1 pseudogene is annotated in these 328 nt (G+C 49.7%); it reads left to right on the plus strand.

Annotation, left to right across the window (positions count from 1 at the left end):
• Positions 1-92: 92 nt before the first annotated feature.
• Positions 93-328, plus strand: a pseudogene (locus XcuCFBP2542_RS19160) (ankyrin repeat domain-containing protein); the annotation flags it as partial.

Consider the following 328-nt stretch of genomic DNA (forward strand, 5'->3'; position numbering starts at 1 on the left):
ACAACCGACCCAGAAAACGATTGAGCTATCTCACTCCAGCCGAGGTCTTCTTCAACTACGATACCCTTGCACTTCGTGAGTGAATCCACCGGCGTTATGAAGACAATGCGATGGTCTGGGCTGCCAAGCAGGAAGATCCGGTCTATCTGAAACTACTTCTCGATCATGGCGTTGATCCGAACGTTCGTAACTCCAATGGTGAAACCTTGCTTTTGCAAGCATTCCTTACTCAGAATAAATGGGAGAGCGTGAAGCTGCTGGTGGAGCGGGGGGCGGATGTAAATGCCAAGAGTCAGGGTGTTCCTATCCTTTTCAATTATGCTGCTCG

Source organism: Xanthomonas cucurbitae, from assembly GCF_002939885.1.
GTDB classification, from domain to species: domain Bacteria; phylum Pseudomonadota; class Gammaproteobacteria; order Xanthomonadales; family Xanthomonadaceae; genus Xanthomonas; species Xanthomonas cucurbitae.